Source organism: Streptomyces sp. NBC_00252, assembly GCF_036187565.1.
GTDB lineage: Bacteria > Actinomycetota > Actinomycetes > Streptomycetales > Streptomycetaceae > Streptomyces.
Map to the genome: position 1 here is coordinate 3445077 of NZ_CP108087.1, position 21822 is coordinate 3466898.

The 21822-nt window shown below is 70.7% G+C and carries 23 protein-coding genes, 1 tRNA gene and 1 pseudogene; 10 read left to right on the top strand and 15 right to left on the bottom strand.

Going from position 1 to position 21822, the window contains the following annotated elements; all coding sequences use genetic code 11:
- Positions 1 to 66: 66 nt before the first annotated feature.
- The 3 genes from lysA to OHT77_RS14640 all read right to left on the bottom strand — a co-directional run bounded on the left by lysA (position 67) and on the right by OHT77_RS14640 (position 3553).
- Complete coding sequence (gene lysA / locus OHT77_RS14630) at positions 67 to 1458, bottom strand: diaminopimelate decarboxylase (protein WP_328828819.1); 1392 nt, start codon at positions 1456 to 1458, stop codon at positions 67 to 69.
- A 55-nt stretch (positions 1459 to 1513) separates the two neighbouring features.
- On the bottom strand, positions 1514 to 2830 hold the full coding sequence (nrtL, locus tag OHT77_RS14635; protein WP_328828820.1) for an ArgS-related anticodon-binding protein NrtL: 1317 nt from the start codon (positions 2828 to 2830) through the stop codon (positions 1514 to 1516).
- A gap of 195 nt (positions 2831 to 3025) precedes the next feature.
- Positions 3026 to 3553 carry a response regulator gene (locus OHT77_RS14640; RefSeq protein ID WP_443048017.1) on the bottom strand — a complete coding sequence of 176 codons (528 nt, stop codon included), beginning with the start codon at positions 3551 to 3553 and terminating at the stop codon, positions 3026 to 3028.
- A 185-nt stretch (positions 3554 to 3738) separates the two neighbouring features.
- Between OHT77_RS14640 and OHT77_RS14645 the strand changes: the two genes are divergently transcribed.
- Positions 3739 to 3810 (top strand) — tRNA-Arg (locus OHT77_RS14645).
- A gap of 476 nt (positions 3811 to 4286) precedes the next feature.
- On the opposite strand, the gene OHT77_RS14650 is transcribed toward OHT77_RS14645, so the two are convergent.
- From OHT77_RS14650 to OHT77_RS14665, 4 genes are all read right to left on the bottom strand, one after another.
- Entirely contained in the window at positions 4287 to 5405 is a 1119-nt protein-coding gene (locus OHT77_RS14650) for a hypothetical protein (protein ID WP_328828821.1), read from the bottom strand.
- 176 nt (positions 5406 to 5581) lie between these two features.
- Positions 5582 to 6739, bottom strand: coding sequence for an MFS transporter (locus OHT77_RS14655; protein ID WP_443048209.1), 1158 nt, complete (start codon positions 6737 to 6739; stop codon positions 5582 to 5584).
- A gap of 72 nt (positions 6740 to 6811) precedes the next feature.
- Positions 6812 to 7279: an ArsI/CadI family heavy metal resistance metalloenzyme gene (locus OHT77_RS14660; protein WP_328828822.1), complete on the bottom strand. Its 468-nt coding sequence runs from the start codon at positions 7277 to 7279 to the stop codon at positions 6812 to 6814.
- Positions 7280 to 7307: 28 nt separating this feature from the next.
- The gene (locus OHT77_RS14665; protein ID WP_328828823.1) at positions 7308 to 8684 is read right to left on the bottom strand and encodes an NAD(P)-binding domain-containing protein; all 1377 of its coding nucleotides are present in this window, start codon (positions 8682 to 8684) and stop codon (positions 7308 to 7310) included.
- A 107-nt stretch (positions 8685 to 8791) separates the two neighbouring features.
- On the opposite strand from OHT77_RS14665, the gene OHT77_RS14670 reads away from it, so the two are divergent.
- Both OHT77_RS14670 and OHT77_RS14675 read left to right on the top strand, forming a co-directional pair.
- On the top strand, positions 8792 to 9853 hold the full coding sequence (locus tag OHT77_RS14670; protein ID WP_328828824.1) for a flavin-containing monooxygenase: 1062 nt from the start codon (positions 8792 to 8794) through the stop codon (positions 9851 to 9853).
- 48 nt (positions 9854 to 9901) lie between these two features.
- Positions 9902 to 10279, top strand: coding sequence for an ArsR/SmtB family transcription factor (locus tag OHT77_RS14675; protein ID WP_328828826.1), 378 nt, complete (start codon positions 9902 to 9904; stop codon positions 10277 to 10279).
- 183 nt (positions 10280 to 10462) lie between these two features.
- Here OHT77_RS14675 and OHT77_RS14680 read toward each other — a convergent pair whose 3' ends face one another.
- Together OHT77_RS14680 and merB are read right to left on the bottom strand one after the other, a co-directional pair.
- On the bottom strand, positions 10463 to 11011 hold the full coding sequence (locus OHT77_RS14680) for a DinB family protein (protein ID WP_328828828.1): 549 nt from the start codon (positions 11009 to 11011) through the stop codon (positions 10463 to 10465).
- A gap of 66 nt (positions 11012 to 11077) precedes the next feature.
- Complete coding sequence (merB, locus tag OHT77_RS14685; RefSeq protein ID WP_328828829.1) at positions 11078 to 12061, bottom strand: organomercurial lyase; 984 nt, start codon at positions 12059 to 12061, stop codon at positions 11078 to 11080.
- 85 nt (positions 12062 to 12146) lie between these two features.
- On the opposite strand from merB, the gene OHT77_RS14690 reads away from it, so the two are divergent.
- Positions 12147 to 12545: a heavy metal-responsive transcriptional regulator gene (locus tag OHT77_RS14690; RefSeq protein ID WP_328828830.1), complete on the top strand. Its 399-nt coding sequence runs from the start codon at positions 12147 to 12149 to the stop codon at positions 12543 to 12545.
- Here the strand turns inward: OHT77_RS14690 and OHT77_RS14695 are convergent.
- The 6 genes and pseudogenes from OHT77_RS14695 to OHT77_RS14720 all read right to left on the bottom strand — a co-directional run bounded on the left by OHT77_RS14695 (position 12532) and on the right by OHT77_RS14720 (position 16917).
- Positions 12532 to 13490: pseudogene (locus tag OHT77_RS14695) on the bottom strand (bile acid:sodium symporter). The gene OHT77_RS14690 and the pseudogene OHT77_RS14695 sit on opposite strands and share 14 nt — an antisense overlap.
- Before the next feature lie 95 nt (positions 13491 to 13585).
- Positions 13586 to 13906 carry a hypothetical protein gene (locus OHT77_RS14700; RefSeq protein ID WP_328828831.1) on the bottom strand — a complete coding sequence of 107 codons (321 nt, stop codon included), beginning with the start codon at positions 13904 to 13906 and terminating at the stop codon, positions 13586 to 13588.
- A complete protein-coding gene (locus OHT77_RS14705) occupies positions 13903 to 14694 on the bottom strand; it encodes a MerR family transcriptional regulator (RefSeq protein WP_328828833.1) in 792 nt (263 codons plus the stop codon). The genes OHT77_RS14700 and OHT77_RS14705 overlap by 4 nt, the downstream gene beginning before the upstream one ends.
- A gap of 34 nt (positions 14695 to 14728) precedes the next feature.
- Positions 14729 to 15787: an ArsO family NAD(P)H-dependent flavin-containing monooxygenase gene (locus tag OHT77_RS14710; protein WP_328828834.1), complete on the bottom strand. Its 1059-nt coding sequence runs from the start codon at positions 15785 to 15787 to the stop codon at positions 14729 to 14731.
- Positions 15784 to 16566, bottom strand: coding sequence for an aquaporin (locus tag OHT77_RS14715; RefSeq protein WP_443048018.1), 783 nt, complete (start codon positions 16564 to 16566; stop codon positions 15784 to 15786). The genes OHT77_RS14710 and OHT77_RS14715 overlap by 4 nt, the downstream gene beginning before the upstream one ends.
- Before the next feature lie 36 nt (positions 16567 to 16602).
- Complete coding sequence (locus OHT77_RS14720) at positions 16603 to 16917, bottom strand: ArsR/SmtB family transcription factor (protein WP_328828836.1); 315 nt, start codon at positions 16915 to 16917, stop codon at positions 16603 to 16605.
- Between the two features lie 117 nt (positions 16918 to 17034).
- Between OHT77_RS14720 and OHT77_RS14725 the strand changes: the two genes are divergently transcribed.
- From OHT77_RS14725 to OHT77_RS14750, 6 genes are all read left to right on the top strand, one after another.
- Entirely contained in the window at positions 17035 to 17448 is a 414-nt protein-coding gene (locus tag OHT77_RS14725) for an arsenate reductase ArsC (RefSeq protein WP_328828837.1), read from the top strand.
- Entirely contained in the window at positions 17445 to 18440 is a 996-nt protein-coding gene (gene trxB / locus OHT77_RS14730; protein WP_328828838.1) for a thioredoxin-disulfide reductase, read from the top strand. The genes OHT77_RS14725 and trxB overlap by 4 nt, the downstream gene beginning before the upstream one ends.
- Positions 18441 to 18461: 21 nt before the next feature.
- Positions 18462 to 18785: a thioredoxin gene (gene trxA, locus OHT77_RS14735; protein ID WP_328828839.1), complete on the top strand. Its 324-nt coding sequence runs from the start codon at positions 18462 to 18464 to the stop codon at positions 18783 to 18785.
- 86 nt (positions 18786 to 18871) lie between these two features.
- Entirely contained in the window at positions 18872 to 20320 is a 1449-nt protein-coding gene (locus OHT77_RS14740) for an FAD-dependent oxidoreductase (protein ID WP_328828840.1), read from the top strand.
- Between the two features lie 82 nt (positions 20321 to 20402).
- The gene (locus OHT77_RS14745; RefSeq protein WP_328828842.1) at positions 20403 to 21071 is read left to right on the top strand and encodes an arsenate reductase/protein-tyrosine-phosphatase family protein; all 669 of its coding nucleotides are present in this window, start codon (positions 20403 to 20405) and stop codon (positions 21069 to 21071) included.
- The gene (locus tag OHT77_RS14750; protein WP_328828843.1) at positions 21064 to 21726 is read left to right on the top strand and encodes an arsenate reductase ArsC; all 663 of its coding nucleotides are present in this window, start codon (positions 21064 to 21066) and stop codon (positions 21724 to 21726) included. The genes OHT77_RS14745 and OHT77_RS14750 overlap by 8 nt, the downstream gene beginning before the upstream one ends.
- Positions 21727 to 21822: the final 96 nt, after the last annotated feature.

The following is a 21822-nucleotide window of genomic DNA, read 5'->3' on the forward strand; positions in this document are numbered from 1 at the left end:
ATCGATTTCATTTCCAGAGGAGTGGAAGACCGTAGATCTTCCACCCCTCTCCTTTCTTCCGCCCGCTCAGCCGACGTCGAGCCGAAGCAGGTCCTCCTCCGTCTCCCGGCGGACGACGACCCGCGACTCCCCATCCTTCACGGCGACGACCGGCGGCCGGAGCACATGGTTGTAATTGCTCGCCATGGAACGGCAGTACGCACCCGTAGCCGGTACGGCGATGAGGTCACCGGGCGCCAGGTCCCCCGGCAGGAACGCGTCCTTGACCACGATGTCCCCGCTCTCGCAGTGCTTGCCGACGACCCGGGCGAGCATGGGCTCGGCGTCGGAACGGCGGGACACGAGCGCGACGCTGTACTCGGCGTCGTAGAGCGCGGTCCGGATGTTGTCCGACATCCCGCCGTCGACGGAGACGTACGTCCGCAGCCCGTCGAGGGGCTTGATGGTGCCGACCTCGTAGAGCGTGAACGCCGTCGGCCCGACGATCGCGCGCCCCGGCTCGACGGAGATCCGCGGGGTCCGCAGCTTCGCGGCATCGCACTCGCGGGTGACGATCTCGGTGAGCGCCTTGGCGATCTCGTGCGGCTCGCGGGGGTCGTCGTCGCTGGTGTAGGCGATGCCGAGCCCGCCGCCGAGGTCGATCTCGGGCAGCTCGACGCCGTGCTCGTCGCGGACGGCCTTCAGCAGCCCGACCACGCGGTGGGCCGCGACCTCGAACCCGGACATGTCGAAGATCTGCGACCCGATGTGCGAGTGAATGCCGATCAGCTCGAGCCCGTCGAGCTGCAGAGCGCGGCGGACGGCCTCGGCGGCCTGCCCCCCGGCCAGCGGAATCCCGAACTTCTGGTCCTCGTGCGCGGTGGCGATGAATTCGTGCGTGTGCGCTTCCACGCCCACGGTGATCCGGATCTGCACCGGCTGCCGCTTGCCGAGGGACTGCGCGATATGAGCGACCCGCACAATCTCCTGGAAGGAGTCGAGCACGATCCGCCCGACCCCGGCCTCGACGGCCCGCGTGATCTCGCTGACGGACTTGTTGTTGCCGTGAAAGGCGATGCGGTCGGCGGGCATGCCCCCGGAAAGGGCGGTGGCGAGCTCACCACCGGAACACACGTCAAGGTTCAGCCCCTCCTCGTGCAGCCACCGCACGACGGCACGCGAGAGGAACGCCTTGCCGGCGTAGAAGACGTCGGCGTCCTGCCCGAAGGCGGTACGCCAGGCACGGGCCCGCTCCCGGAAGTCCGCCTCGTCGAGCACGTAGGCCGGAGTCCCGTGCAGCTCCGCGAGCGTCTTCACGTCGACCCCGCCGACGGTGACGACACCGTCGGCGTCACGCCCGACGGTCTGCGCCCACACCTTGGGATCGAGTTCGTTGAGATCGGCGGCCGGGCCCGAGTAGTGCCCCTCGGGCAGGACATCGGCGTGACGGGGACCGGCGGGGTGTGCGGAACGGCTCATGGCGTGTCTCTTCTGTCTCTTCCTGGCGCGCAGATCGTGGATGTCTTCGTGGCGCTCAGAGGTGTTCGGGTGCGTCGATGCCGAGCAGGGAGAGGCCACCGGCAAGCACCACCCCGGCAGCTTCGGCAAGCGCGAGCCGGGCACGGTGGGCGGCCAAGGGTTTCTCGTCCCCGAGCGGAAGCGTGGTCGGGAGAAGAGGAAGGGTCGCATCGGCCACGGCGACCAGGTGCCGGGCAAGCAGATCGGGAGCACGGTGGGCAGCTGCGCGGGCGAGGACGCGGGGGTGGTCGGCGAGGTGGGCGAGGAGAGGTGCGGGGTGCGCGGGGGGTGGGGTGCGCACGGGGGGCACGGTGGTTGGTGCGGTGTCCCCGTGCACGTCCTCCTGTACGCCTTCGTCTACGTCGCCGGGTCGGGCGGTGAAGCCGAGATCGGCGGCGTTACGGCTGACGGCCCGGGTGCGGGCGTGGGCGTAACGGACCCGGAAGAGGGGGTTGCCCTCACCCTGCACAAGAAGGTCGGCGGTCGGCCGGGGCCGGTCGTGCGCGGCGGGATGCAGCAGGGCCCAGCGGGCGGCGTCGGGGCCGAGGGAGAGGAGTTCGGCGAGGTGGGGGGCCGGGACGGGGCGGATGTCGACGTCGAGGTCGAGGGGAACGGGTGTCGCCGGGGTTGCCGGTGCCGCCGGGGCTTCCGGAGTTGCCGGTGACGCGGGGGCTTCCGGTGCCGCCGGGGCTTCCGGTGCTGCCGGTGCTGCCGGTGACGCCGGGGTTGCCGGTGACGCCAGGGCCGCCGGGGTGCCGTACGCGTCGACGTCGATGCGGAGGGCCGCGGTCCACTCGGGTTCGGGGCGGGTCTCGCAGCTGGTGCGGACGGGGGTGCCCTGGGAGCGGAGGAGGCGGGCGATGACCTCCATGAGGACGAGGGCGCGGGGATCGTGGGGCGCGTGCAGGTGGACGGGGCGGTCCGCGGGGCCGTCACGGCCGGCGCCGTCGCCCTCTACGAACCCTTCGAACTCCACGAACTCCACGAACTCTACGAATCCGTACCGGGGGCCGCGCCGCAGGATCTCCTCGACGAGGGCGGTGGACGCCGTACTCCCGAGGCTGATGTTGAGGAACCCGGGCCCGGTGATCTCGACACCGCTGACGCCGTGGGCGCCGGCGAGATGCGGCCGCAGCACCTCGGCGACACGGCGGGGGGTCTCTCCGGCGGGCCGGGCGAGCTGGAGGGCGATGTTGGTGGCGTAGTCCCCCCATCCACCGGCCCCAGGCACGGTGACCGAGGCCTTCTCCGGCACGGCCACGCGCAGCTCCCCGCCCTCGACAGCACGACGCACCGCGCGCAGCACGGTACGGGAGAGCTCGACGGGGGTCACGGGACAAGCGTATGGGAGGAGGGGGGTGGGTAGGCCAGCCGGTTTGGCCGGAGGTCCGGGATGTGGACGGGGGGATGCGGCAGCCGTAGGGAGAGATAGGGAGAGGGGCCGGAGAAAAAGGGAGAGGGAGCAGGGAGGGAGGGGGTGGCGAGAGAGGGAGCACGGAGGGAGGGAGCGGGGAGAGAGGCAGCCGACTCAGCCGCTGCTACGCCCACCCCGCCCGCTACGCCCGGCCCGCTCCCCTTCACTCACACCGGCGCCGAAGGCACCACCGAGGGAGAGGCCGTCGGGGACACCGTCGGAGAGGCCGCCGGGAAGACCACCGGAAAGGTCACCGGCCGGATCACACGGGTCCCCCGGCTCGCGCCGCCCACGCTCGATCAACTGCCGTACGAGACTGATGAGTTCGGCAGGTTCGAAGGGCTTGGCGAGAAACGCGTCGACGCCGACGTCGAGCCCGCTGTCCACCTCGTACTGGGTACAGGCGCTGACGATGGCGAGGGGCAGATCCCGGGTACGGGGGTCGCTGCGCAGCCGAGCGGCCGTACGCAGCCCGTCCAGCCGAGGCATGACGACATCCAGGGTCACGACATCGGGCCGTACTTGATGGATGACGTCCAGACACTCGGCACCATCGGCCGCGGTCACGACCTCGAGACCCTCCAGCTCGAGATTGACCCTGATCAACTGCCGGATGACCTTGTTGTCGTCCACAACAAGCACCCGACCCGACGCGCCTGGCACAACTCGAGAGTAGGTCCGGACCCGCCACCGCGTCCGGGTTTTCCCCACTTCCACCCCCTGCGAGCGACCTACCAACCCTCCCTGATCACTGAGAAACCTGTTCATGGACACCCGCAAGTAGCTGGTAGGGTTCTACCCGTCGCCGCGATCACCGCGACGGACACGCCCCCGTAGCTCAGGGGATAGAGCAACGGCCTCCGGAGCCGTGTGCGCAGGTTCGAATCCTGCCGGGGGCACTCCGGGAAAAGCTCCTGACCTGCAGAAATACAGGTCGGGAGTTTTTGCGTTCACGTCAAAACGCACACGGTCTTTTGACCGTTTCTCTTTCTCAGCGATACACCGACTTCCGCGCTCTCCTTCTGACGCGTTTCCGCAGCTCAAAGGCCATTCGCCAAAGACCGGTTGACGATACACGTCACCGAATACCGACCGTGCCGCACACCTCGGGTACCGGCGCGCCTTTCGCGCGAAAACCCCATGCGACCTGCCTGAATGTGCCGAAGAGCACACCAAAGCGCACACGGTCTGGTGGGTCGTAACACTTTCGACTCCGGAGGCCACCGATCAGTCGAGTGTCAGCGGCCAGGTGGACGGCACCACATGGACCTCGGCCACTGTGCGGAGGGGCTGTCCTATGCAGGTGGAGGGCAGCTACACGTCGGCACGCCCGCGCGTGACGCACTGACAGGGCAGCGTGGCGCCGCTATGTGAACTACGCCTTTGGCGGCACATCTGAGCTGCGGCCTATCAAGGACCCTATGTAATTCCGGACGAGTTGAAGGCTGATGTCGGAGAGGAGAGCGGTCTCTGTATGGCCGCCGTATTTCATCTCGTCGGCTTCCAGCGCTCTGGCGATCCCTTGACCCCGGACCCAGGCTTTTACCTGGCGCTCGAAGGCCCACGCATCTCTGGTGAGGTCGAAGTCCCAACGTGCGCTCAACTCCCAGCCCTGGGAGACATGCTGGGTCAGCCGTTGTTCGATGTTGGCGATACCCCACTTCAGGGCCTGGTGGGCCTCGTGGACAACGAGGTAGAGGTAGCCGGGTTTGGCAGGGTTAATGCCGCGCTCGGCGCAGGTTGGGCAGCCGCGTTGCGTGCCACGAATGTTGTGCAGGGTCGGCCCGGGATCCAGGACCGTTTCGCAGGTCATGCAGCGGGCTTTCCAAGGGAGTTCTGTGCTGCCGGGATAGGGAACGAGCGGGTCGAGTGCCTTCTCCAGCATGCTGGCGATGGCTTCTTCCTCGTCGAGCCGCAGGGCATCTGCGATCTTCTCCGAGCGGCACGACCAGCATTGGTGGCCGCGGGTACGGACCTTGGCGTAGGTGGGGTTTCCGACGTGTCCGCAGCGCAGACAGCGGCACAACCAAGGCTGCAATGATCCCGGATAACCGACGAGAGGCTCCAGGTCGGCCTTGCTCATCAGTTGCCGCGCCGCTTCGTTGGTGACGTCGCGTCCGGCGCAGTTGGTGCAGCCGCCGCGGCCTTGTTGGACGTGCGCCAGCTTCTTCGGTTTGATGACGCCGCAGTGGACACATCTGGCGGCCCACTGTTTTCCGGCGCCCGGGTAGTCCTCCTGTGGATCCCAGCCCCAGTCGAGCATGACAGCAGCAGCCGTCGCCCCGTCACGGGTGAGTTTGGCTGCGATCTTGCGGGACCGGCACGTTCTGTTGCAGGCGCCGCTCCCCTTGTTGACGACGTCGTTGTAGCGCGGGGAACTCACCTCATTGCAGGTCAAGCAGCGGCACTTCCAGGGCAGTTGTGTACCAGGGAAGGGTTCCTGCGGGCGCGTTCCCCGGTCAAGCATTGCCTTGACGGCTTCGTCTTCGGTCACTCGTCGTGGCACTGATTAAGCTCCCTCGGGCATGACGTCACCTCGGGCGCAGCCAGGCACCCGCATCGAAAGAAATCCTATTCCACGACACCTGTCTGCCAGGTCTCGCGCCCGGGGTGGCACCTCTTCCGCCCTTGCCGGACGCGCTGTTCAGGGGCGATCGTGCCGTGCTGCGGTTACACGCCGTCGTGTCGTGCCGGGTAGCTGCTCAGGGCGAGCGCAGTAGCCAATGCGGAGATCGCGGCCAGCAGAGCAAACAGCTGCGGGTAACCACCGAGCGGCGCGGCCAACGCCGCGCCTGCGAAGGGGGCCAGCGCCGCAGCGATGGTGGCAGGCGCGGCCAGCAGCCCGGAGAGGCGCCCGTAGTGGGTGGTTCCCCAGCGGTCGGAGACAGCGGTGGCCTGGAGGAGGGTGAGGTTGCCGCGCACCATGCCGGCTGCGATCGCAATCCCCACGAGCAGCGGGAAGGGGCCGGAGACCATCCCGAACGCGGCGGTGGTGGTCCCGCCGAAGGCGATCAGGGTGACGGTGCGCGTGGTGACGCCGGTGCGGCGGGCGAGGGTCGCGTACAGGGTGCGGCCGAGGGTCTGTCCTGCACCACCCAGGCCGAGGACCCATGCGGCGGCGGTGGGACTGGCGCCGCGTGCGATCAGCAGGGGCACGAGGGCGATGACGACCGCGTACATGGCGAAGCTGTTCAGCGTGAGGGCGGTGGCGAGCATCAGGAAGGGGCGGCTGCGGGTCACCGGCCCGCTGGAGACGTCCTGTTGGGAGGGCGGCGCCGGTGCGGGCGGCCAGGGTGCCCGGAGCGCGAAGGCGTGCGCGGGGATGGTCACGAGGGCCAGGATCAGCGCGAGTACGGCGTATGTGCTGCGCCAGCTCAGGTGCTCGGCGAGCGTGGCGGTCAGCGGGGCGAAGGCGGTGGAGGCCAGGCCGCCGGCGAGGGTGACGACGGTGAGGGCGCGGACGCGGTCGCTTCCCCACCAGCGGGTGAGGGCGGCGAACGCGGGCTGGTAGAAGGTGGCGGCCATGGCCACGCCGGCCAGCAGCCAGGCGGCGGTGAAGACCACGAGGTTGGGCGCGTAGGCGATGGCCAGCACGGCGATGACGCCCAGGACGGAGCCGATGGTCATCACGGCGCGCGGGCCTCGGCGGTCGATGATGCGGCCGACGGGTATGCCGGTGACGGCGGAGACCAGGAGCGCGCCCGAGAAGGCGGCGGTGGTGGAGGTGGCCGACCAGCCGGTGGCCGCGGTGATCTGCGGATTGAGGACGGGGAAGGCGTAGTAGACGATTCCCCAGCTGGTGATCTGGGTGGCGCACAGGGCGGGCAGCGCGCGCGAGGCCGTGACCGGTCTCCCGTTCCGGTCACGGCCTCGCCGGCGCGCAGGTGGGTCATCGGCGGGTCAGCAGCAGCCGCCTGCGATGGCCGGTTCCTTCGAGCTGGTGCCGGCCTCGGCAGGGTCGGCGCAGCAGGTGCTGCCCTGTTGTTTGGCCAGGGAGTCGGCGTCGGCCTTGACGACGTATACCTCCCAGGGTTCCTGGCCGGGGCCGTGGACCCAGACCTTGTCCTGGAGGGCGTAGCAGCAGGTGGTGTCGTTCTCCACGTCGGTGGACAGTCCGGCCTCGCCCAGGCGGGCGGTGGCGGCCTGGACGGCCTCGGTGCTTTCGACCTCGACGCCGAGGTGGTCCATACGCGTTTCCTCGCCCGCCGCGCCCTCGATCAGGACGAGCTTGAGCGGGGGCTCGGCGATGGCGAAGTTGGCGTAGCCGTCGCGGAGTTTGGCCGGCTCGGTGCCGAAGAGCTTCGTGTAGAAGGCGACCGACGCGACGAGGTCGGGGACGCGGAGGGCGAGCTGTACGCGGGACGTCATGGCGAACCTCCTTGCGTGGGTGGAGAGTTCAGCAGCCGCCGGAGGTGGTGGCCGGGGCGCCGATGCCGATCTGGAGGGTGGCGGCGGGGGTGGCACAGCAGCCGCCGCCGGACTGCTCGGCGTTCTCCGGCTCGTCGAACAGGCCCGCGCCGCCGCACACACCCGTGTCCGGGAGGGTCAACTCGACGCGCTCGGCGGCCTCTTGGTCCCCGGCGAGGGCGGCGGTGATGGAGCGGACCTGCTCGTAGCCGGTCATGGCGAGGAAGGTGGGGGCGCGGCCGTAGGACTTCATGCCGACCAGGTAGACGTCCTTTTCCGGGTGGGAGAGCTCGTTCACGCCGTGCGGGTAGACGGTGCCGCAGGAGTGTTGGTTGGGGTCGATGAGCGGGGCCAGGGCGGTCGGGGCCTGGAGGCGCTCGTCGAGGCCGAGGCGCAGCTCGGAGAGGAAGGAGAGGTCGGGGCGGAAGCCGGTCAGGACGATGACCTCGTCGACCGGGTCGAGGCGGCGGCCGTCCTCGCCGACGAGCACCAGGCGGCCTGCGTCGTCGCGCTCGATGGCGTCGGCGCGGAAGCCGGTGACCGCGTCGGCGTGGCCGTCGTCTACGGCGGCCTTGGCGGCGAGGCCGAGGGCGCCGCGGGCGGGGAGCTGGTCGGCGGTGCCGCCGCCGAAGGTGGAGCCGGAGATGCCGCGGCGCAGGATCCACACGGCCTTGGTGCCGGTGCCGTCGTCGGACGTGGCGAGGTCGGCGAGGTAGGCGAGCGCGGTGAAGGCGGAGGCGCCGGAGCCGATGACCGCGGTGTGCTTGCCCGCGTACCGGGCGCGGATGGCGGGGTCCTTGAGGTCCGGCACGCGGTAGGTGATCCGGTCGGACGCGGCCTTCTCACCGAGGGCCGGAAGGCCGCTGCCGCCGGCCGGGCTGGGGGTGGTCCAGGTGCCGGAGGCGTCGATGACCGCGCGGGCGAACAGCCGCTCCTCGCGGCCGTCCGCATGGGCGACGTGGACGACGAACGGCTGGTCCTCGCGGTCGGCGTCCACGATCCGGTCGCGGCCCGCGCGGGAGACGCCGGTGACGGTGGCGCCGAAGCGCACCTGCTCGCCGAGGACGTCGGCGAGCGGCTGGAGGTACTGCTCGGCCCAGTCCCCGCCCGAGGGGTAGGTGGCCGCGTCCGGCTTCACCCATCCGGTGGGGGCCAGCAGCTTCTCGGCGGCCGGGTCGGTGACCTCGCCCCAGGTGGAGAAAAGCCGCACGTGCGCCCACTCGCGTACCGCCGATCCGGCGCTCGGGCCGGCTTCCAGGACCAGCGGGGTGAGGCCGCGGTCGACCAGGTGGGCGGCGGCGGCGAGTCCGGCGGGACCGGCTCCGATCACGACGACGGGCAGCTCGGTGGTGGCAGGCGCGTTCACGGTCGACTCCTCGGTGTTTCGACATCCGTCGATGGCTTGCGCGGCCAGCATGACACCTGATTCGATAAGCGTCAACATAGACATTCATCGAATCTGGGGGTTCTTTCGTGGAGCATGTCGATGTCGCGGTGATCGGCGGCGGGCAGTCCGGGCTGGCCACGGCGCACGCTCTGCGACGGCGGGGCATCGAGCCGGTGGTGCTGGAGGCGTCCGACCGGGCGGTGGGGTCTTGGCCGCGCTACTACGACAGCCTCACGCTGTTCTCGCCCGCCCGGTACAGCGCACTGCCCGGGATGCCGTTCCCCGGCGCCGACCTGGACCGCTACCCGCACCGGGACGAGGTCGCCGCCTACCTCACTGTGTACGCCGCCGGGCTGGACGCCGACATCCGTACTGGTCGGCGCGTCAGCGCCATTCGCCGGGCCGACGGGGGGTTCGAGGTGGAGCTGGCGGGCGGTGGCCGACTGGCGGTGGGCGCCGTCGTTGCCGCCTCGGGCACGTACGGCCGCCCGCACCGCCCCGCGCTGCCGGGCCTGGAGGGCTTCACCGGCACCGTGCTGCATGCCGCCGACTACCGCAGCCGGGACCGGTTCGCCGGGCAGCGGGTCGTCGTGGTGGGCGGGGGCAATTCGGCCGTGCAGATCGCGGCCGAGCTCGCCACGGTGGCCCGGGTGACGCTGGTCAGCCGCGCGCCGGTGAAGTTCGCCCGCCAGCACATCGGAGGTCGTGACCTGCACTTCTGGCTGAAGCGGACCGGGCTGGACATCGCACCGCTCGGACGGCTTCTGCGCACCCCGCCGACCCAGCTCGTCATCGACGACGGCCGCTACCGGGCCGCCCTCGCCCAGGGGGCGCCGGACCGGCGGGAGCTGTTCACCGGCATCGACGGCACCAAGGCCCTGTGGCCGGACGGGACGCGGGAGGAGGTGGACGCGATCGTCCTTGCCACCGGCTACCGTCCCGACCTGCCCTACCTGACCGGCCTCGACGGCGCCCTCGACGCGGCGGGGCAGCCCCGTCACCGCGACGGCGCCTCGCTCACCCACCCCGGGCTGACGTTCGTCGGGCTGGAGTGGCAGCGCAGCCTGTCGTCCAACTCCCTGCGCGGCGTCGGCCGGGACGCCGACCGCGTCGCACGGCGGCTGGCACAGCGCCTCACCCAGAGCTGACCATGCTGGGCCTCTCCCGCTTGCTTCGACGTGTGTCAACATAGACGTATGTCGAATGCCAAGGTGCTGCCGCTGATAGAGCCCGCCGACAGCCAGCCCGTGGTCCCGTGCTGCCCTCCGCTGACCGAGCGACCGTTCAGCGCGCAGGAGGCCGAGGTGGCCGCGCGGATGTTCAAGGCGCTCGGCGACCCGGTGCGGCTGCGGCTGTTCTCCGCGGTCGCCTCGCACGAGGGCGGCGAGGCGTGCGTGTGCGACATCTCCGACGTCGGGGTTTCCCAGCCGACGGTCTCCCACCACCTGAAGAAGCTGAAGGAGGCCGGGCTGCTCACCTCCGAGCGGCGCGGCACCTGGGTCTACTACCGCGTCGAGCCGTCCGTGCTGGCCGCGATGGGCAAGCTGCTGACCATAGCGCCGGTCCCGGCCTGAGCGTGGCCAGGGGCCGGGGCGAAGGCCGCTGTCTGCAGCCCGGCCCCGGCTGACGCGTCCCGGGTAACGGTCCTACCGATGGCGGCCGAGCCTCGCGTGGACGCGCGCGGAGCGGTGCTCGGCTGGGTGCTGTCACGAAGGTGGGGCGCCGGGTGATCCTGCTGGACCGCCGCAGTCCGCGTGTCAGCCGGCCGCGCTCTCTGTGCCGAGGGTGAGCTGGCGGTGGTGGAAGTCGAAGTGCCGGGTCGGGTAGCGGTAGATGTCCGCGAGGGTCATGAAGTCCTTGAAGAAGGGATCCCAGCGGACCGGGTAGTGCATGCCGCGAGCAAGGTCCGTCTCAGACTCGGCGGCAAGCCTGCGCTGCAGGGAGCCTGTGACGCGGTCGAAGGCGGCGCCCGTGCGGCGCGGGCTGAAGACCGTCACCGCCCCGCATGGACCGAGGTAGTTGACCAGGTCGAACGCCGCCGTGGCCGCGTTGAGCACCCGCGCGAACGTCTTGCTCGCCCTGCGGGGCAGCCGCCCGAACACGCGCACCAGGACGAGCAGTGCCCGCACGACCATGTAGCCGAAGAGCATGTGCCACAGCAGCTGCTGGTTGGTCCACTTGGTGCCGCCGGTGGGCCGGGCGAGATCATCCTTCGACGCGCCGGCGAGGAGTCGGTGAAAGGTCTCGCGGGCGCGCGCGTACTCGTCGTACACGGCCTGGCGGTCCATCGGTTCCGTGTCTGTCATGGCCTGCCCGTTCTCGGTCTCCGCCCCGCCCCGGGACTGCGATGATGCCCGCCCCGGCCCGGTCTGTCACCGGTCGCCGCCGTCTTCGTTGTGGAGGATCGGGCCGAAGGTCTGCTGCCCGATCTGGATGGCCCGGTCCTGGCTGACGACCTGGCCGCTGATCTCGGGGTGGGCTTGTTGCCAGTGCTGGGCGGAGGCGCGGCTGGTGAAGAAGTTCAGTGCGTCGCAGCACACCGCGGCGGCCGGCCCGTCGGCTTCGCGGCGGCCGATGAACACGACCGCGTCCGTCGGCTCCCAGTGTGTGCTGCCGTCGGTGAAGGTGATGGTCACCGGCTGGTCGTTGACCGGGTCGCAGGAGGAGATCTGTACGTCCTGCCCGCCGAGCATGGCGGAGATGCCGAGGGCGTCGACGGCGCACATCGACCACACCTGCGCTCCGTTCGCCAGCCTCACCCGGTGCCGGGTCCCGACCGCCGAGAACGGGTATGCCGCCCGGATCCGCCCCGCTGCGTCGAGGGTCAGGAAGTCCTCGCGGTCCAGCTCGGTGAGGACGTCGGCCGCGGTCCTGCCCGCGACGGCGGCTATCGGATCGAGTGCGGCGCTATCCGGAGCCGCGCCTTGGGCAGCGAAGTGCCGCAGCATCGCCTGGTGGACGGCGCGTAGCCCGCGCTCGGCCGGGGCGCGCCGGCCGCGGCCGAACCGTCCGACGGGATCCAGCAGATCCGCCGTGCAGCACTCCTTTCCCTCGGCAGCCTGGATGCCCAGCGCCTGGCGCAGGGCCTGGATGCTCGGGGCCCCGTCCGCGTGGCCGTCCGCGTCCCGGTAGAGGCGGCAGGACACGCTCGCCGGGGCACCGGCCATCGCGAACGGGTCGACGCCGTCGAGCAGGACGGTGGGTGAGCCCGTCATGCCCCAGCGGGCGGCCTCGGCCTCCTCGCGCACCTCGACGAGCTCCACCTGGGCGCTCCGGCCGGCCAGCGCAGCGGTGATCCGCTCCCGTACGACCGGCACGTTCGGGCAGTCCGGTACCGCAAGGATGGTGATGCGCATGTCCGCTGTCCTCCCAGTCCACGGCCACTTGCCCGGACCGTAGACCTTCCAGTGCACTGGAAGGTCAAGGCGCTAGCGTGGAGGTATGCGTATCGGCGAGCTGGCGGCGGCGGGCGGGCTGACCACCAAGACCATCCGGTTCTACGAGCAGGCCGGACTGCTGCCCGCGCCCCCGCGTACCTCCGGCGGCTACCGCGACTATCCGCGGCAGACGGTCGCCAGGCTGGGCTTCATCCGTGACGCCCAGGCCGCCGGGCTCACCCTCACCGAGATCCGCTCCGTGCTCGCTCTGCGCGACAGCGGGCAGGCGCCCTGTGCCCAGGTCGGTGCGCTGATCCACCAGCATCTGGCGGAGATCGACCGGCGGATGGCCGAGCTGCGCGAGGCCCGTACCGCGCTGCGGGAGCTGGCCCGGCGGGCAGCGGTGACCGATCCCGACGCGTGTGCCGAGGGCGAGATCTGCACGATCCTCAGCCGGCCATGACCGACGTCCGGTCCGGGGCCGGGACGAGGCGGGGGATGAGGCGTACGTAGGCGACCATGCCGATGACCTCGACGAGGGTCTGGGTGACCACGACGACGGCGGCCAGGTCGTCGGGCAGGGCGAGGGCGAGGGGCAGGACGACCAGCGAGTTGCGGGTGGCGCCGGTGAAGACGACGGCCCGGGACGCGGGGGCGTCGAGCCGGAACAGGCGTGCCACCACGCGCCCGGCGAAGGCCATGACGATCAGGAAGACGGCGCAGACGGGGATGACGGCCGCCACGTCGCCGAGGCGGCCGTTCAGCTTGGGGACCTGGGAGGCGACGACCGTGATCAGGGTGGCGGCCATCAGCGGCACCATCGTGGTGGTCGCGGCGCCGGAGACCGTCTGGCCGGCCGGACGGCGCGTGGCCCATGCCTGCAGGGTCCAGGCCAGGGCGAGCGGGATGACGATCAGGAAGAGGAAGGCTTGCAGGAACGGGCCCGCCTTGACGATGTTCCCCAGGTCCGGGCCCATGAACAAGTACAGGAAGCCGGGCAGGAGCAGCATCTGGGCGACGAGCAGGAGTGGGGTGGCGGCCAGCAGGCGGTGGCTGTCGCCGCCGGCCAGTCCGCTGAAGACGATCACGTAGTCCACTCACGGGCACAGCAGTACGAGCAGGACGCCGACCCGGACTGCCTGGTCTGTGGGCAGGAACGTGAACAGGGCCGCCACGACGAGGGGCACGACCACGAAGTTCACGGTCATTGCGGCGGACAGGAACCGGCCGTCGCGCAGCGAGCGGAGCAGATCCGCGTCCGGGACCTGGAGGAAGGTGACGAACAGCAGCGCGCCGAGGACGGGGTTGATGGCGTGCTCCAGGCCGGGGCCGGAGGCGGGCGCCGCCCAGCCGAGGAGGCCGCCCAGGGCCATGGCGCGAGGTAGATCGCGACCTGGTGGGCTTCCATCCACTCGACCAGGCCGCGCTGTTCCTGCGACACCGTGTCCGACCCCTTGTTCTGGTTGTGCTGATCAGTGTGGCTGACCCCCTGGTGGGCGTGGTTCATTGTGGCAAGCGGTTGGAGCCGGGACCGTGCGGGATCCCGGTGGGCATGTCCACGTCGACGGGGCCGGGCCCCGTCTGGCAGGCGGACGCCCGCTTTCTGCGGCGCTGCACCCATACGGCCGCTGAGGCGGCGGCGACCGCGACGACGGCCAGGCCCGGTATCCAGATCGCGCCGATGAAGGAGGCGGCTCCGATGCCGCCCAGCACGGCAAGCAGCGGCCCCGCACAGCACACGGCGCAGGCGGCCACCGCGAGCAGCCCGGCACCCAGCATGGAGTTATCCGAGGAGGGCCTGCCGGAGGAAGGCTTGGTGGTCACGAGGCGGCTCCGAAGAGGTCGGACAGCAGGGATCCGGCGGCCTCGGGGGCCCGGACGGTCAGCGTCAGGGCTGTCGGGGCCAGGTGCAGGGTGAAGTCGAAGAAGGCGCAGCAGCCCTGTTCGGCCGCTGCCAGCGAGGAGAGCTCGGCGGCGAGGTCAGGGGTATTGGGGAAGGCCAGGCGCACCCCGTCCGGGATGTCCTGGTGCTCGGTGGCCCGGGCGATCAGGGCTCGCCACTGCACGGTCCGCTCCTCCACTTCGTCGCTGCCGAGGGTGCAGGCCACCGGCGCCTCCCGCCACGGCTCCCCGGCCTTCGCGGGCATCTGGGCCGGGGCCGGCGGGCGGGCAGGGGACAGCTCCACCAAGACGGGGCCCGGCGCCCCGCCCTCGCTGGTGCAGCCGCAGTCCGGACCGCAGGCCCCCGAAGGTGCCGGACCGGCCAGCCGTTCGTGTACGTCGGCGAGGCGGGCGGAGAACGCCGTCAGCTCCGCCGCACGCCGGTCCGCGTCCGCGATCCGGTCGGCGACCAGGGGCACCATCCGGGATCGCACCGCCGCGCACACCCCCGCGTCCCGCACGTCGAGCAGGTCGCGGATGTCCTCCAGTGCGAGCCCCAGCAGCTTGGCGGAGGAGATGAAAGCCAGGCGCTCCACCGACTCCTCGTCGTAGGCGCGGTAGCCGGACGCGGTGCGCTCGGCCGGCAGGAGCCCGGCCGTCTCGTAGAAGCGCAGCGTGGACGCCGGAACGCCGCAGCGTTCGGCCAGCTGGGATATCCGCAGAGTGCTCATGCCCCGAACGTAAACCTTCGAGTCGACTGGAAGGTCAAGCCCGCAGCAGGCCCGCGACCTCACGGGCCGCGTCCCGGGCCGGGCGGCCCACCCCGATGAGCGTCGCGGAGGCGGGTCCGGTCCAGTCGCCGTAGCCGAGCAGGTGCAGGCGCGGCTCGTCCCCCGCCCGGGTGCCCTCGGTGGCGATGTGGCCGCGTCGGCCTCGGAGTTGGAGCGGGGCGAGGTGGGAGAGGGCCGGGCGGAAGCCGGTGCACCAGATGACCGTGTCGGCCTCGGCACGGGTGCCGTCGGCCCATTCGACGCCGCCGGGGACGAGACGCGCGAACATCGGGCTCGCCTTCAGGAGGCCGCGGTCGCGGGCCGCGCGGACGGGCGGTACGGCGACGATGTCCCCGAGTGAGGCGACGCCGCCCGTGTCCGTCCGGCCCTCGTCCAGGGCCTGGCGGCGGGCGGTGGCCGCGTCGAACAGTGCGCGCCCGTCGATGTCGTCGGCGAGGAAGCGTGGCGGTCGCTGTGTCACCCAGGTCAGCTCGGTGTCGTACGCCAGGTCGGCGGCGATCTGGGCGCCGGAGTTGCCCCCGCCCACCACGATCACGCGTTGGCCTGCGAAGTCGGCGGGGGTGCGGTACTCCACCGTGTGCAGTTGGCGGCCTTCGAAGGTCGCTTGGCCGGGGACGGTGGGGAGGAAGGGCCGCCACCAGGTACCGGTCGCGCTGATCACCGCGTGGGCGTGCCAGGTGCCGGAGTCGGTCTCCACCCGGAGGAGCCCACCGTCCCGTTGGACGCCCAGGACGCGTACCGGACGCTCGACGGGCAGCTCATAGCGTCTTTCGTAGTCGGTGAGGTACTCCACCACGTGCTGCGCGTCAGGGTAGGTCGCGCCGGTCTGCGACGGCATGAGGCGGCCGGGCAGCGAGGAGTACGCGGCCGGGGAGAACAGGTGCAGCGAGTCCCAGGCGTGCCGCCAGGCGCCGCCCGGCGTGCTCTGGGCGTCGAGGACGACGAAGTCGAGGCCGAGGCGGCGCAGGTGGTATCCGGCGGCGAGCCCCGCTTGGCCGCCGCCGATCACCACCACCTGCGTCCGGTTGGTCACTCGGCCGATCGTCCGCGCATGAAGATGAGGGCCACCAGCGCCAACCCGACTACGCCACCCACGAGTTGCATGCCGATGAAGCCCAGGAGCGAACCCGGCGCGATGCCCGCGAAGGTATCCGTGAAGGCGCGGCCGATGGACACCGCCGGGTTGGCGAAGGACGTCGAGGAGGTGAACCAGTAGGCGGCGCCGATGTAGGAGGCGACGGCCACGGGCGCGTACCGGAGCTGGTCGGTGCGGGCCAAGCCGAAGATCAGCAGGATCAGGCCGGCCGTGGCGACGACCTCGCCCAGCAGCAGGTGCCCGGCCGACCGGTCGTGCGTGGACCACTCCACCAGTGGCTTGCCGAACATCGCGTCCGCGAGGATGGCGCCCGCGATCGCGCCGACGATCTGCGCGGGGACGTACACCGCGGCCTCGCGCAGGGTGACCCCGGCGCCTCCGCGTCGCGCCGTCCACCACTCGGCCAGGGTGACGACCGGGTTGAAGTGTGCGCCGGAGACTGGGCCGAGCAGGAGGATCAGGATGCCGAGGCCGAAGACGGTGGCCGTGGAGTTGGCGAGCAGTTGCAGGCCGACGTCCTTGGTGAGTTCGGTGGCCTGGATTCCGGAGCCGACCACGACCGCCACCAGCAGCGCCGTGCCTATGAGTTCGGCCGCAGCGCGGGCGACCAGGGGGTTACGCGGCGGGGTGGCTCCCGGCGCGGGCTGCGGCTCGGTGCCGGGGATTGGGGCGGGCTCCCCGGCGCTGTCGTGCTCGGTGGCCTCGGTGGCGGTCAACAGGACTCCTCGGTGCAGTCGCCGCAGGGGCGGGTATCAGGGGCAGGACCGCTTGACGTTGTTCTCGGCGGTGGCGCGCGCGGTCTCCGCGAGGTTGGCGAACTGACCGGCGAGGGTGGCGATGACCTCGGGCTTGAGCCGGTAGTAGGTGAACCGGCCGCAGGGCTCGGTCTCCACGACCCCGGCTTCGCGCAGCACCTTCAGATGGTTGGAGAGGTTGGTCTGTCTGGCCCCCGTCTCCTCGATCAGGTGGGTGCTGCAGAGCGTCTCCTGGGCGAGCAGGGTGACGATCTGGAGGCGGAGCGGGTCGGCCAGGACCCGCATCAGATCAGTGTCGACTGACATCAGCATGCGCTGATACTGTCACATCAGTGGTGACTGACACCACCGGGTACTGATTCGTGCGTGCCCTCCTCTGCCGTCTGACAGGTGTCGCCTGGCAGGCGCGAGATCAAGAGAGACCTCCTGATGCCCGACAAGCCCTCCGTGCTCTTCGTCTGTGTCCACAACGCCGGCCGTTCCCAGATGGCCGCCGCGTGGCTGACCCACCTGGCCGGGGACCGCGTCGAGGTCCGCTCGGCCGGCTCCAACCCGGGCGCAGGCGTCAACCCGGCCGCCGTCGAGGCCATGGCCGAGGTCGGCATCGACATTTCCGCCGAGGTCCCGAAGATGCTCACCGTGGACGCGGTGAAGGAGTCGGACGTCTGCATCACCATGGGCTGCGGCGACACCTGCCCGGTCTTCCCCGGCAAGCGGTACCTGGACTGGCAGCTGGAGGACCCGGCGGGCCAGGGCGTCGCGGCCGTCCGCCCGATCCGCGACGAGATCAAGGTGCTGATCGAGGGCCTGATCAAGGAGATCGCGCCGGAGCCCCAGGCATGAGCACCGCGACGGACACGACCCCGGACATACGCAACGTCATCATCATCGGCTCCGGCCCCGCAGGGTACACCGCGGCCCTCTACACCGCCCGCGCCTCGCTGAAGCCGCTGGTCTTCGAGGGCGCGGTCACGGCCGACGGCGCGCTGGTGCAGACGACCGAGGTGGAGAACTTCCCCGGCTTCCGCGACGGCATCATGGGCCCGGACCTCATGGACAACATGCGGGCCCAGGCCGAACGCTTCGGCGCCGAACTCGTCCCCGACGACATCGTCGAGGTCGACCTCACCGGCACGGTCAAGACCGTCACCGACAGCGCGGGGACGGTCCACCGGGCCAAGGCCGTCATCGTGGCGACCGGCTCGCAGCACCGCAAGCTGGGCCTGCCCCGCGAGGACGCGCTCTCCGGCCGGGGCGTCTCGTACTGCGCGACCTGTGACGGCTTCTTCTTCCGCGAGCACGACATCGTGGTGGTCGGCGGCGGGGACACGGCGCTGGAGGAGGCGACCTTCCTCTCCCGCTTCGCGAAGTCCGTGACGGTCGTCCACCGGCGCGACCTGCTGCGGGCCTCCAAGGCCATGCAGGACCGCGCTTTCGCCGACCCGAAGATCACTTTCGCCTGGAACAGCGAGGTCGCCGAGATCCACGAGGATGGCGGCAAGCTCGCCGGGCTCACCCTGCGCGACACCGTCACCGGCGGGACCTCCGAGCTCCCGGCGACCGGGCTTTTCGTTGCCATCGGCCACGACCCGCGCACTGAACTGGTCACCGGCCAGCTGGAGTTGGACGGCGAGGGCTACCTCAAGGTCGTCTCCCCCTCCACGCGCACGAACGTCCCTGGTGTTTTCGGTGCCGGTGACGTGGTCGACCACACCTACCGCCAGGCCATCACCGCTGCGGGTTCCGGCTGCGCGGCGGCTCTGGACGCCGAGCGGTATCTCGCCGCCCTCAGTGACGCCGACGCCGCGGGCAAGCCCGTCCCGGCCGCCGTCTGACTCTCCGCTGGAGGCAACGTCATGGCTCTCAAGAATGTCACCGAGGACTCCTTCGAGCAGGAGGTCCTGGGCAGCGACAAGCCGGTGTTGGTGGACTTCTGGGCCGCCTGGTGCGGCCCGTGCCGCCAGCTCGCCCCCTCGCTGGAGGCGATCGCCGCCGAGCACGGCGACAAGATCGACATCGTCAAGCTCAACATCGACGAGAACCCGGACATCGCCGCCCGCTACGGCGTGATGTCCATCCCGACGCTGAACCTCTACAAGGGCGGCGAGGTCGTACAGACCATCGTCGGGGCCAAGCCGAAGGCCGCCCTGGAACGCGAACTCGCCGACCACCTTGCCTGATTGCGCGTCATTGGTGGAGGCGTCCCCAAGACCCCCACCGAGCCCCTCTCTTTCTCTGATTCTCCGATCTCGACGGAGGTATCCCGGTGGCCAGCAAGCGCATCGTCGCCATCGGCGGCAGTGACGCCGGTATCAGCGCGGCGCTCCGCGCCCGCGAACTCGACCCGGACAGCGAGGTCACCGTGGTGGTGGCCGACGCCTACCCGAACTTCTCCATCTGCGGCATCCCGTACTACGTCTCCGGCGAAGTCGAGCACTGGAGCGATCTCGCCCACCGCACCCTCGACGACCTCAAGGCCACCGGCATGCAGGTCCGCACGGACACCCTCGCCACCGCCATCGACGTCGCCAGCCGACGGCTGATGGTGCGCAGCGCGGACGGCTGGATCGGCGAACTGCCCTACGACGCACTGATCGTGGGCACCGGAGCCGTCAGCGCCCGCCCGCCCATCGAGGGCCTGACCGGATCCGAGGCGCTCGGGCCGCAGGAGGGCGTGCACCTGCTGCACAGCATGGGCGACACCTTCGCCGTGATGCAGTCTTTCGCCGCCCGAGCCCCGAAGGCGGCCGTCGTCGTCGGCGCCGGCTATATCGGCCTGGAGATGGCCGAAGCCCTCACCACCCGCGGCATCCACGTCACCCAGATTGAGGCCCTGCCCGAAGTCCTGCCCACTGTCGATGCGGAACTCGGCGCCCTCGTCCGCGCCGAACTCACCGCCAACGGCGTCGAGGTCCTCACCGGCACCCAGGTATCCGCCATCAACCGCGCCCCGGGCAACAATCAGCTCCTCGTCCAGGCGACCGGACCGGACGGCAAGACCTTCACCCAGGTCACCGATCTCGTCCTGGTCGTCGTCGGCGTACGCCCCGACACCGCCCTCGCTGCCGACGCCGGAGCCAAGCTCGGCGTGAAGGGCGCGATTGAGGTCGACGAGTACATGCGCACCTCACTGCCCGACGTGTACGCGGCTGGGGACTGCGCCGTCACTCATCACCGCCTCCTGGGCAAGACCTGGCTGCCGCTGGGAACGACCGCCCACAAGCAGGGCCGCATTGCCGGGGAGAACGCGCTCGGCGGCCACCGTTGGTTCGCCGGCAGCCTCGGCACCCAGGTGGTCAAGGTCTTCGACCTCGTGGCCGCCCGCACCGGCCTGCGCGACCACGAAGCACAGACCGCCGGGCGCGGCTGGACACCGGCGGCCACCGCCAGCCGCCCCGACGACCACAAGGCGTATTACCCGGGCGCCACCCCGATCTCGATCCGCGTCACCGGCGACACCGAAAGCGGCCTCCTGCTCGGCGCCCAGCTCGTCGGACGGCGCGGCGCGGAGATATCCAAGCGCGTGGACACCTACGCCACCGCCCTCTTTCACGGCATGGACGTCGACGGCATCAGCGAACTCGACCTCTCCTACACCCCGCCCCTGGGCTCCCCCTGGGACGCGGTCCAGGTTGCCGCGCAGGCATGGATGAACGAACACCACCTCGACGTCCAGCGCCGCATGGTCGCGGACCTACCCGGCAGCCCCACGTGATTGACCTTCGCCGACTGCATTGACAGCCGTCATTAGCTCAATGAAAATTGAGTCAATGAATGCTGAGTGGTCTGAATCGTTGGTGGCGCGAGCACGACGGCACGCGGCACTGGGCGAACCCGCCCGCCTGGCGATCATCGACCGGCTGCTGCTGGGCGACGTCTCGCCCAGTGAACTCGGCCAGGAGCTGGACCTGCCCAGTAATCTCCTGGCCCACCACCTGAAACTGCTCGAACAGGTCGGCCTGATCGAGCGGTCCCGCTCCGAAGGAGACCGACGGCGTACCTACCTGCGCCTACGCGTGCAGGCCCTGACCGACACCATGCCGACACCCCTGCGTACGGCGCCCCGCGTGGTGTTCGTCTGCACCCACAACTCCGCCCGCTCCCACCTCGCCGCAGCCCTGTGGAAGCGCCACAGCACCGTCCCTGCCACCTCGGCGGGAACCCAGCCCGCGCAACGCGTTCACCCCCGTGCCGTCGCGACCGCACGCAAACACGGCCTGTCCCTGGCCCACGCCCACACCGCCCACATCGACGAGACGCTGCGCCCGGACGACCTCGTCGTCGCCGTCTGCGACAACGCTCACGAACAGCTCGGCCCCCGGGTCCCCGACCGCCTGCACTGGTCGGTCCCCGACCCCACCCGCACCGGCACCGACGACGCCTTCGCCGACGCCCTGAGTGATCTCGCCGACCGGGTCGACCGGCTGGGTCCCGCCGTACAGCCTCCTGGAGGCAGCGATGACTGAAACCGCGCCCGTCCCGCACCGCAACCTGAGCATCGACCAGCAACTCGCCCTGCGTACCGCCGCCACCCACCTGGGCCGCGAGTTCGACGGCACCTTCGGCACGGAGACGATCGAACGGTTCCTGCACACCAGCTACGACCAGTTCGCCGGCCGCAGCACCATCCCCAACTTCCTCCCGCTCATGGCCGAACGCTTCGCCCGCCAGCGCCTGCGCGCCCTGGCCAAGGTCGAGGGCCACCACACCGACGGCAAGCCGATCGTGCTCTTCCTCTGCGTCCACAACGCCGGACGCAGCCAGATGGCCATGGGCTTCTTCCAGCACCTCGCCGGCGACAACGCGGTGTCCTGGTCGGGCGGTTCCGAACCCGGAAACGAGGTCAACCCGGCCGCCATCGCCGCGATGAGCGAACGCGGCATCGACATCTCCCGCGAGTTCACCAAGCCCTGGACCGACGAGATCGTCCGCGCCGCCGACGTCGTCGTCAGCATGGGCTGCGGCGACGCCTGCCCGGTCTTCCCCGGCAAGCGCTACCTCGAATGGACCCTCGACGACCCCGCCGGCCAGTCCGTCGACGACGTCCGCCCCATCCGCGACGACATCGAGCGCCGCGTCCGCGGACTCCTCGACGAACTCGGCGTCCCGGCACGGCACTGACCGCAGACATGGGTACGGCGGCCGACCCACAACTGTCTTCGCCGACGTGCACAGCAGCCGAGCTGGACGCGGGCACAACAGGAACGGCCGTGGGGC